Below are 10,374 nucleotides of genomic sequence, written 5' to 3'. Positions count from 1 at the left end.
AAAAAAGCCTTCAGACACGGAAACAGAAATCGAAAACCAAAACATGCAATCCCTGATGAAATCAAAGAACGTGTCCTAAAGAAATACCTCTCCTATGAAACATATAAACCAAATGTCCTTCATTTCTGTGAATTACTAGCTGAAGAAGAGGGAATTCAGCTCTCTGATACAACTGTTAGAAAAATACTCTATAAGGAAAACATCCTCTCTCCCAAGTCTCACAGAAAGACAAAGAAGAGACTAAGAAAACAAGCTAAACTGAGCCTGGAACAACTCGTAAACGCTCCAAGTTGGTCTACTGCCCAAGTAAAATTTATACTAAACAGAAATTAAAAAACAAATTAGAAGACTTGGATTGCACAGCTCAAAATACTGATTTTAGAAAGTGGAATACTAATTAATGGAGTTGTAACAAATAGTTGACAGTGTTTGTTGCTTTTTGACTTCAAAGGAGTATTACTGGATTTTCTCCTCAAATTAGACTTTTGCCCAGACTCTTCTCTCTTATGCTTGATAACGTTTCACACCATCTAGATAGGTTGCTACCAATTCCAAATCTTTGTCTAAAACAATAAAATCTGCATCATAACCTTCACGAATTTGTCCACAGACGTCATCGATGTGAACGGATTTAGCTGGGTTGAAGCTGGCCATCATGACTGCTTCATGCGGATTCGCAATTCCCCATTCGACCACATTCTTCACACCATCTTTGAGTTTGAGGATAGAACCTGCCAAGTTACCTGTCGATTTGAGGCGTGCAGTTCCATTTGCAACGACAACTGGGAATTCTCCCAACATATAGTCACCGTCTTCCAATCCACCAGCTGTCATACAGTCTGTAATAAGAGCAATGTTTTCTGTCCCTTTTTGTTTGATAAGAATTTCGCAGGCTTTTGGATCTACGTGATGGCCATCACAGATCAACTCTGCATAGGTATGAGGTAATTGATACATGGCTCCAACCATACCCAGTTCGCGGTGAGTCAACCCACGCATTCCATTGTAGGCGTGTACCCAAACACTCGCTCCAGCATCGACTGCTTTTTTAGCTTCATCAAAAGTCGCGTTTGAGTGCCCAAGAGCAACCGTTACACCTTCTCCGGTGATAGTCCGTACAAAGTCTTCTACACCTTCACGCTCTGGCGCAAGAGCAATTTTATTTAGCAAGCCATTTGCTGCTTTTTGCCACGCACGAAACTCATCCATGCGAGGATCTTTCATGTAGGCAGGGTTTTGAGCCCCCTTGTATTTCTCTGTGAAATAAGGCCCTTCAAAATAAATTCCACGAATTTTCGCGCCACTTGCTTCTTGATAACGAGCACCGATATTTTCAGTTACCGCAAGCAATTGCTCATAAGTCGATGTCAAAGTTGTTGGCAAGAAGCTCGTTACCCCCATGCTGAGGAGTCCTTCACTCATAGTATGAAGCGTTCCTTCGATATTATTATCCATAACATCCACACCGCCAAATCCATGAATGTGGGTATCCACAAGTCCTGGAGCAATGCTATAACCTGTATAGTCAATCACCTCAGCTCCTTCAGGAATCTGCTCTACATGTTTTCCAAACTTGCCGTTCACAAGTTCCAAGTAACCACCTCGACGAACTCCGTGTGGGTAGAAAAACTGATCCGCTTTAATATAGTTAGGCATAATGTTAACCTCCTTAAAAAATTGATTCTACAATTTATTATGTCAATTACATTATAAACCTTTCTTTTTCATTTGTAAATGGTATAGACCTATTTTCTGAAGATATTTTAAAAGCGATATTTCACGTTCGAATCACAACACATCTAAATAAATAAGAAAGAGCAGTTGAAAAATTACTGCTTTTTTGTTACACTAGATAGAAAGACTGTAAAGGATAATCTGGCTTTTTGCCATTATTCTAGAGAAATGTTATTTCACAGACTGACTAAAAGGAGACACAATGGCAGACCGAGGCTTACTAATCGTTTTTTCTGGTCCTTCAGGGGTTGGCAAAGGAACGGTTAGAAGAGAGATTTTTGAGAGTTCTGAAAATCAATTTCAATACTCTGTATCGATGACGACACGCGCACAACGTCCTGGAGAAGTGGACGGTGTTGACTATTTCTTCCGTACTCGTGAAGAGTTTGAAGAGCTGATTCGTCAAGGACAGATGTTGGAATACGCAGAATATGTCGGCAACTACTATGGAACTCCTCTGACCTACGTCAATGAAACCTTGGACAAGGGAATCGATGTTTTCCTTGAAATTGAAGTTCAGGGTGCTCTTCAGGTTAAGAAAAAGGTTCCAGATGCTGTCTTTATCTTCCTGACACCACCAGATTTGGATGAATTACAAGACCGCTTGGTAGGTCGTGGAACAGATAGCGCAGAAGTGATTGCCCAACGAATCGAAAAAGCCAAGGAAGAAATTGCTCTCATGCGTGAGTATGATTATGCGATTGTCAACGATCAGGTGCCCCTAGCTGCTGAGCGTGTCAAACGTGTGATCGAAGCAGAGCACTTCCGTGTGGACCGTGTCATTGGTCACTATCAGGAGATGTTACCAAAGTCTCCAACTACCCGATAAAATTTAGAAAATAGGTACAAGCAAATGATGTTAAAACCCTCTATTGATACCTTGCTCGACAAGGTTCCTTCAAAATATTCACTCGTAATCTTGGAAGCAAAACGTGCCCACGAATTGGAAGCAGGTGCACCAGCAACTCAAGGTTTCAAGTCTGAAAAATCAACTCTTCGCGCTCTAGAAGAAATCGAATCAGGAAACGTAACCATTCACCCAGACCCAGAAGGGAAACGTGAAGCAGTGCGTCGCCGTATCGAAGAAGAAAAACGCCGCAAAGAAGAAGAAGAAAAGAAAATCAAAGAGCAAATCGCTAAAGAAAAAGAAGATGGTGAAAAAATTTAAGGTTGGGGGGACTCAATCTTATTTTTTCTATTGTAAGAATGTACTGACAAGGAGGAGGTGAGAAGATGGTTATAGCCAATATTATTGTAGATGTGCCCTTGATGCAGACGGACCAGCCCTATAGTTACAAGATTCCTAAGGAATTTGAGGGAATGCTAGAAGTTGGGATGCGGGTTCATGTGCCTTTTGGTAAGGGCAATCGCCTGATTCAAGGGATTGTTCTTGGTTTGGAGTCTCAATCAGATGAGGAAGAGATGGAGCAAGATTTAAAAGATATTGCGGAGGTGCTGGATTTTTCTCCTGTTCTCACGCAAGAACAACTCTGGCTAGCTGAAGAGCTCCGCAAGTCCGTCTTTTCCTATAAAATCTCTATCCTCAAGGCTATGTTACCGGGATTTCTAAACTCCAGCTATGACAAGATTCTCTATCCTCTGGAAGGCCTAAGTCAGGAAGACCGAGAGCGCTTGTTTGGTTCAGAAGATTCACTTGCCTTTTCTTCTCTAGATTTAGGTAAGCAAGCTGAAATGATGCGTTTGACTAGAAAAGGCCTGCTTGGTCTAGAATATCAGGCGATTGATCAAAAGAAGGTCAAGACCCAGTCTTGGTATGAGGTAGACCTTGCTAAATTAGAAAGTGTAGAGATTTCTACACGCGCCAAGAAAAAGTTAGAACTGAGAGACTATTTGCTGTCTCATCCTGAGAGTGCTTCCTTGGCTAGTTTGTTAGAGTCCTACTCACGGGAGCAGGTCAACTTTTTTGTGGAACAAGGTGCTGTGTCCATAGTCCAAAAGGAAGTGCAACGCTCGGCTGCTTATTTTGAAGGGATTGAAGCAAGTCAGCCTTTGGAGTTGAATCCAGAGCAAAGACAGGCGCGTGATGCGGTTGTGAGTGCGATTGGTAGTCATCAGCCTCCCTTCCTCCTTCAAGGGATCACAGGAAGTGGGAAGACCGAGGTTTACTTACAAATAATCCAAGGAGCCTTGGATAAGGGGAAAACAGCCATCTTGTTAGTGCCTGAGATTTCCTTGACTCCGCAGATGACGGAGCGTTTTATTGCTCGCTTTGGTAAGAAAGTGGCCATTCTTCACTCAGGCCTGTCCAATGGTGAAAAGTATGATGAATGGCGCAAGGTGGAACGCGGCGATGCCCAAGTTGTTGTTGGTGCTAGATCTGCCATCTTTGCTCCGCTGAAAAATCTAGGTGTCATGATTATCGATGAGGAGCATGAAGCGACTTATAAGCAGGACAGCAATCCCCGTTATCATGCTAGAGAGGTAGCCATTTTACGGGCTCAGTATAATCAAGCGGCTCTGGTGCTTGGGTCTGCAACGCCGAGCTTAGAGAGCCGGGCGCGTGCTGGCAAAGGCGTTTATCAACATTTACGTCTGACCCAACGCGCCAATCCTTTAGCTAGAATCCCTGAGGTTCAAGTAATTGACTTTCGAGACTATATCGGACAAAACGAGACGTCAAACTTTACGCCCCCTTTGCTAGAAGCCATTCAAGATCGTCTGGCTAAAAAAGAGCAGGTGGTTCTCATGCTCAATCGCCGTGGTTATTCTAGCTTTGTCATGTGTCGGGAGTGTGGGACGGTGGATACTTGTCCCAACTGTGATATTTCCTTGACCTTGCACATGGATACCAAGAACATGAACTGCCATTATTGTGGTTTTTCGAAGGACATTCCTCAGGTCTGTCCTAACTGTAAGAGCCGCAGTATTCGCTACTATGGGACAGGGACACAGAAGGCTTATGACGAGCTAGCAGAACTCTTTCCCCAGGCTCGCATTTTGCGCATGGATGTGGACACGACTCGTAAGAAAGGTAGTCACCAAGCTCTGCTTGACCAGTTTGGGCGAGGAGAAGCAGATATTTTACTAGGTACTCAGATGATTGCCAAGGGATTGGATTTTCCCAATGTAACTCTAGTCGGTGTTCTAAATGCGGATACGGCCTTGAATCTGCCTGATTTCCGTTCTTCTGAGAGAACCTTCCAGCTCTTGACTCAGGTGGCAGGTCGAGCAGGACGTGCTGAAAAAGCTGGGCAGGTCTTGATTCAGTCTTACAATCCTCAGCACTACGCTATTCGATTTGCAAAAGACCAGGACTACGAAGGCTTTTATGCTTATGAAATGGGTATCAGACGACAACTTGGCTATCCACCTTACTATTTCACCATTGGCATTACCCTTTCTCACAAGAAAGAAGAAGAGGTGGTCAAACGTGCCTATGAAGTTATGAACATTTTGCGGTCAGGTTTGTCTGAAACCAGTAACATCCTCGGGCCAACGCCCAAACCCATCGCCCGTACTCACAACCTCTATCATTACCAGATTTTAATTAAATACCGTTTAGAAGATGAGCTGGGACCAACCCTCAACCAGGTCTTGGCCTTGACTCAAGAAAGGGAAAATAGTGAGCTCCGTCTCAGCATTGACCATGAGCCGCAGCAATTTTTATAAGAAGGAGAAGATATGACAAAACTAATCTTTATGGGGACACCCGACTTTTCAGCAACAGTCTTAAAAGGACTTTTGACAGATGACCGTTACGAAATTCTAGCCGTTGTGACCCAGCCAGACCGTGCTGTTGGTCGTAAAAAAGTGATTCAGGAAACCCCAGTTAAACAAGCTGCCAAAGAGGCAGGACTTCCTATCTACCAACCTGAAAAATTATCTGGAAGTCCAGAGATGGAAGCTATTATGAAGCTAGGAGCGGATGGGATTGTGACTGCCGCTTTTGGCCAGTTTCTCCCAAGTAAACTCCTTGATAGCATGGACTTTGCGGTCAATGTTCATGCTTCTCTTCTTCCTAAACATCGTGGTGGTGCGCCTATCCATTACGCCTTGATTCAAGGCGATGAGGAAGCTGGTGTGACCATTATGGAAATGGTTAAGGAGATGGATGCAGGAGATATGATTTCCCGTCGCAGTATTCCTATCACTGATGAGGACAATGTTGGCACCTTGTTTGAGAAATTAGCTCTTGTTGGTCGTGATTTGCTTTTGGATACTTTGCCTGCCTACATTGCTGGTGACATCAAACCTGAACCACAGGATCCAAGTCAGGTTACTTTCTCGCCAAATATCAAGCCAGAAGAAGAAAAATTGGACTGGAATAAAAGCAATCGTCAACTTTTTAACCAGATCCGTGGGATGAACCCCTGGCCTGTTGCCCATACTTTCCTTAAGGGCGACCGCTTTAAGATTTATGAAGCCCTATCAGTAGAAGGTCAGGGAAATCCAGGTGAGATTCTCTCTATCGGCAAGAAAGAATTGATTGTCGCAACGGCTGAAGGGGCTCTATCCCTCAAACAAGTGCAGCCAGCTGGTAAGCCTAAGATGGACATTGCTTCCTTCCTCAACGGAGTTGGACGTACATTGACTGTAGGAGAACGATTTGGTGACTAAAGTAGAAACGGCTAGAAGTTTAGCTCTAGCAGTGCTAGAGGATGTTTTTATCAACCAAGCATATTCAAATATCGCCTTAAATAAGCATCTAAAGGGAAGTCAACTTTTGGCAGCAGACAAGGCCTTAGTGACCGAGCTAGTCTATGGAACGGTAGCCCGTAAACTGACTCTGGAATGGTACCTATCCCACTTTATCGAAGACAGAGACCAGTTAGACAGCTGGCTCTATGTCCTTCTCCTCATGAGTGCCTACCAACTCCGCTATCTTGATAAGATTCCAAATCATGCTGTGGTCAACGAAGCAGTGGAATTAGCCAAAATCCGTAAAAAAGGCAGTGAAAAATTGGTCAACGCTGTCCTTCGCCGTATCTTGCGTGAAGGCTGGCCAGATATTGCTAGCATCAAGCGAAAAAACAAGCGTGACTCCATTGCCTATTCTCTCCCAGTTTGGCTAGTTGCCAAGCTCAAAGAAGAATACGGAGAGGAGCGAGCACAAGCTATCTTTGAAAGTCTCTTAGTGCGCAACAAGGCCAGTATTCGTGTGACTGATTTAAGTCGAAAAGAGGAAATCCAAGCCTTATTGGAGGCGAATAATTCCCTTTTAGCAACCACTGGTCTGGTTAAGGAGCAAGGGCATTTTGCAGGCCATGATTTGTTTGCAGAAGGGACTATAACCATCCAAGACGAGTCTAGTCAGCTGGTTGCGCCAACTTTGAATTTGCAGGGAGATGAGCGAGTGCTTGATGCCTGTGCGGCTCCAGGTGGGAAAACAGCCCATATAGCCTCTTATCTTACGACAGGTCAGGTTACTGCTCTGGACTTGTATGACCACAAGTTGGACTTGATTCAAGAAAATGCCCAACGTCTGGGAGTTGCAAATCGGGTTCAAAGGCAAAAATTAGATGCTAGAAAGGTGCATGAGTTTTTTAGTCAGGATTCATTTGATAAGATTTTAGTGGATGCTCCCTGTTCAGGAATCGGTCTTTTGCGCCGAAAACCAGATATCAAATACAATAAAGAAACGGCAGATTTCGCGTCCTTACAGGAAATTCAGCTAGAAATATTAGGTAGTGTTTGTCAAACACTAGGCAAAGGTGGTATAATAACTTATAGTACCTGTACTATTGTCTCAGAGGAGAATTTTCAAGTCGTTGAGGCGTTTTTAGAAAGTCATCCTGAGTTCGAGCAGGTAAAGCTAGAACATGAATGTAAGGATATCATGAAAGACGGCTGTATCCTCATTACACCTGAATTGTATGGAAGTGATGGATTCTTCATCAGTCAATTTCGCAAGATATCGGATTAGGAAGGAACTGACACATGGAAATTTCATTATTAACAGATGTTGGTCAGAAACGGACAAATAACCAAGACTATGTCAACCACTATGTCAATAGAGCTGGACGTACTATGATTATTTTAGCTGATGGGATGGGAGGTCATCGCGCAGGGAATATCGCTAGTGAAATGGCGGTAACAGACCTAGGTATAGCTTGGGTTGATACCCAAATCGATACAGTCAATGAAGTGCGTGAATGGTTCGCCCATTACCTAGAAATTGAAAATCAAAAGATTCACCAGCTTGGTCAGGATGAAGCTTACAGAGGTATGGGAACTACTTTGGAAGTCCTTGCTATTATCGATAATCAGGCTATCTATGCTCATATTGGTGATTCGCGTATCGGCTTGATTCGTGGAGAAGAATACCATCAGTTGACGAGCGACCATTCTTTGGTCAATGAATTACTCAAGGCTGGTCAATTGACACCAGAAGAGGCAGAAGCTCATCCGCAAAAAAATATTATCACCCAGTCTATTGGGCAAAAAGATGAAATTCAGCCTGATTTTGGGACAGTGATCCTTGAGTCAGGTGACTATCTCTTGCTCAATAGTGACGGCTTGACCAACATGATTTCAGGCAGTGAGATTCGTGATATTGTAACCAGTGATATTCCTTTAGCAGATAAAACGGAGACACTTGTTCGTTTTGCTAACAATGCAGGAGGTTTAGACAACATTACGGTTGCCCTTGTTTCTATGAACGAGGAGGATGCAGAATGATCCAAATCGGCAAGATTTTTGCCGGACGCTATCGGATTGTCAAACAGATTGGTCGAGGAGGCATGGCAGATGTTTACTTGGCCAAAGACTTAATCTTAGATGGGGAAGAAGTGGCAGTGAAGGTTCTGAGGACCAACTACCAGACGGACCCGATAGCTGTAGCTCGTTTTCAGCGTGAAGCGAGAGCTATGGCAGATTTAGACCATCCTCATATCGTTCGGATAACAGATATTGGTGAGGAAGACGGTCAACAGTACCTCGCTATGGAGTATGTGGCTGGACTTGACCTTAAACGCTATATCAAGGAACACTATCCTCTTTCTAATGAAGAAGCCGTCCGTATCATGAGACAAATTCTTCTCGCCATGCGTTTGGCTCATACCAGAGGGATTGTTCACAGGGACTTGAAACCTCAAAACATCCTCTTGACACCAGATGGGACTGTCAAGGTTACAGACTTTGGGATTGCAGTAGCCTTTGCTGAGACGAGTCTGACTCAGACTAACTCGATGCTGGGCTCCGTTCATTACTTGTCACCAGAGCAGGCGCGTGGTTCTAAGGCGACTGTACAAAGTGATATCTATGCCATGGGGATCATTTTCTATGAGATGCTGACAGGCCATATCCCTTATGATGGGGATAGTGCAGTGACCATCGCCCTCCAGCATTTCCAAAAACCCCTGCCGTCCGTTATTGCTGAGAATCCATCTGTGCCCCAGGCTTTGGAGAATGTTGTTATCAAGGCAACTGCTAAGAAATTGACAGATCGCTATAAATCAGTTGCTGAGATGTATGTGGATTTGTCTAGTAGTTTGTCTTATAATCGTCGTAATGAACCAAAGCTGATCTTTGACGATGCGACTAAGGCAGATACCAAGACCTTACCGAAGGTTTCCCAGAGTACCTTGACATCTATTCCTAAGGTTCAAGCGCAGACAGAACACAAACCAATCAAAAAAACAAGCCAGGCTGTGACAGAGGAAACTTACCAACCACAAGCACCGAAAAAACGTAGATTTAAGATGCGTTACCTGATTTTTTTGGCCAGCCTTGTATTGGTGGCAGCCTCTCTTATTTGGATACTATCCAGAACTCCTGCAACCATTGCCATTCCAGATGTGGCAGGTCAGACAGTTGCGGAAGCCAAGGAAACCCTCAAGAAAGCCAATTTTGAGATTGGCGAGGAGAAGTCAGAGGCTAGTGAAAAGGTGGAGGAAGGGCGGATTATCCGTACAGATCCTGGCGCTGGAACTGGTCGAAAAGAAGGAACGAAAATCAATTTGGTTGTCTCATCAGGCAAGCAATCTTTCCAAATTAGTAATTATGTCGGTCGGAAATCATCTGATGTCATTGCGGAATTAAAAGAGAAAAAAGTTCCAGATAATTTGATTAAAATTGAGGAAGAAGAGTCCAAGGAGAGTGAGGCTGGAACGGTCATGAAGCAAAGTCTACCAGAAGGTACGACCTATGACTTGAGCAAGGCAACTCAAATTGTCTTGACAGTGGCTAAAAAAGCTACGACGATTCAATTAGGGAACTATATTGGACGGAACTCTACAGAAGTCATCTCAGAACTCAAGCAGAAGAAGGTTCCTGAGAATTTGATTAAGATAGAGGAAGAAGAGTCCAGCGAAAGCGAACCAGGAACGATTATGAAACAAAGTCCAGGTGCAGGTATCCCTTATGATTTGAGTAAACCTACTCAAATCGTCTTGACAGTAGCTAAAAAAGTTACAAGTGTTGCCATGCCAAGCTACATTGGTTCCAGCTTGGAGTTTACTAAGAACAATTTGATTCAAATTGTTGGGATTAAGGAAGCCAATATAGAAGTTGTAGAAGTGACGAAAGCGCCTGCAGGTAGTGCAGAAGGCATGGTTGTTGAACAAAGTCCTAGAGCAGGTGAAAAGGTAGACCTCAATAAGACAAGGGTCAAGATTTCAATCTACAAACCTAAAACAAGTTCAGCTACTCCTTAAAATCAGATGGATAATCAAAATAAGT

General features: G+C 43.7%; 8 protein-coding genes and 1 pseudogene. 8 read left to right on the top strand and 1 reads right to left on the bottom strand.

Features of this window, described 5'->3' with window-relative positions; genetic code table 11:
• Positions 1-267 (top strand): annotated as a pseudogene (locus HT708_RS06930) (ISNCY family transposase); the annotation flags it as partial.
• Between the two features lie 237 nt (positions 268-504).
• On the opposite strand, the gene nagA reads toward HT708_RS06930, so the two are convergent.
• Positions 505-1,656: an N-acetylglucosamine-6-phosphate deacetylase gene (gene nagA / locus HT708_RS06925; protein WP_172926175.1), complete on the bottom strand. Its 1,152-nt coding sequence runs from the start codon at positions 1,654-1,656 to the stop codon at positions 505-507.
• Positions 1,657-1,936: 280 nt separating this feature from the next.
• Here nagA and gmk point away from each other — a divergent pair, with 280 nt between their 5' ends.
• The 7 genes from gmk (at position 1,937) to stkP (ending at position 10,349) form a co-directional block, all read left to right on the top strand.
• Entirely contained in the window at positions 1,937-2,563 is a 627-nt protein-coding gene (gmk, locus tag HT708_RS06920; protein WP_000775041.1) for a guanylate kinase, read from the top strand.
• A gap of 24 nt (positions 2,564-2,587) precedes the next feature.
• On the top strand, positions 2,588-2,902 hold the full coding sequence (gene rpoZ / locus HT708_RS06915; RefSeq protein WP_000979235.1) for a DNA-directed RNA polymerase subunit omega: 315 nt from the start codon (positions 2,588-2,590) through the stop codon (positions 2,900-2,902).
• Between the two features lie 65 nt (positions 2,903-2,967).
• Positions 2,968-5,364 (top strand): primosomal protein N', encoded by a 2,397-nt coding sequence (locus tag HT708_RS06910; RefSeq protein ID WP_172926174.1) that lies wholly within the window; start codon positions 2,968-2,970, stop codon positions 5,362-5,364.
• 12 nt (positions 5,365-5,376) lie between these two features.
• On the top strand, positions 5,377-6,312 hold the full coding sequence (gene fmt, locus HT708_RS06905) for a methionyl-tRNA formyltransferase (RefSeq protein WP_172926173.1): 936 nt from the start codon (positions 5,377-5,379) through the stop codon (positions 6,310-6,312).
• Positions 6,305-7,618: a 16S rRNA (cytosine(967)-C(5))-methyltransferase RsmB gene (gene rsmB, locus HT708_RS06900; RefSeq protein ID WP_172926172.1), complete on the top strand. Its 1,314-nt coding sequence runs from the start codon at positions 6,305-6,307 to the stop codon at positions 7,616-7,618. Before fmt ends, rsmB begins: the two co-directional genes overlap by 8 nt.
• Positions 7,619-7,632: 14 nt before the next feature.
• Positions 7,633-8,373, top strand: a complete 741-nt coding sequence (locus tag HT708_RS06895; protein ID WP_000406237.1) for a Stp1/IreP family PP2C-type Ser/Thr phosphatase — start codon at positions 7,633-7,635, stop codon at positions 8,371-8,373.
• On the top strand, positions 8,370-10,349 hold the full coding sequence (stkP, locus tag HT708_RS06890) for a serine/threonine-protein kinase StkP (RefSeq protein ID WP_172926171.1): 1,980 nt from the start codon (positions 8,370-8,372) through the stop codon (positions 10,347-10,349). The genes HT708_RS06895 and stkP overlap by 4 nt, the downstream gene beginning before the upstream one ends.
• The last annotated feature ends 25 nt before the right edge of the window (positions 10,350-10,374 follow it).

It is taken from the genome of Streptococcus sp. 3613 (assembly GCF_013277375.1).
GTDB classification, from domain to species: domain Bacteria; phylum Bacillota; class Bacilli; order Lactobacillales; family Streptococcaceae; genus Streptococcus; species Streptococcus pseudopneumoniae.
The sequence above is the reverse complement of the archived record's forward strand: the minus strand, read 5'-3'. Positions and strand labels throughout refer to the sequence as shown.

Coding starts and splice junctions, on each gene's coding strand:
- HT708_RS06895 (WP_000406237.1), top strand. CDS start 7,633: ATGGAAATTTCATTATTAACAGATGTTGGTCAGAAACGGACAAATAAC.
- nagA (WP_172926175.1), bottom strand. CDS start 1,656: ATGCCTAACTATATTAAAGCGGATCAGTTTTTCTACCCACACGGAGTT.
- stkP (WP_172926171.1), top strand. CDS start 8,370: ATGATCCAAATCGGCAAGATTTTTGCCGGACGCTATCGGATTGTCAAA.
- HT708_RS06910 (WP_172926174.1), top strand. CDS start 2,968: ATGGTTATAGCCAATATTATTGTAGATGTGCCCTTGATGCAGACGGAC.
- rpoZ (WP_000979235.1), top strand. CDS start 2,588: ATGATGTTAAAACCCTCTATTGATACCTTGCTCGACAAGGTTCCTTCA.
- gmk (WP_000775041.1), top strand. CDS start 1,937: ATGGCAGACCGAGGCTTACTAATCGTTTTTTCTGGTCCTTCAGGGGTT.
- fmt (WP_172926173.1), top strand. CDS start 5,377: ATGACAAAACTAATCTTTATGGGGACACCCGACTTTTCAGCAACAGTC.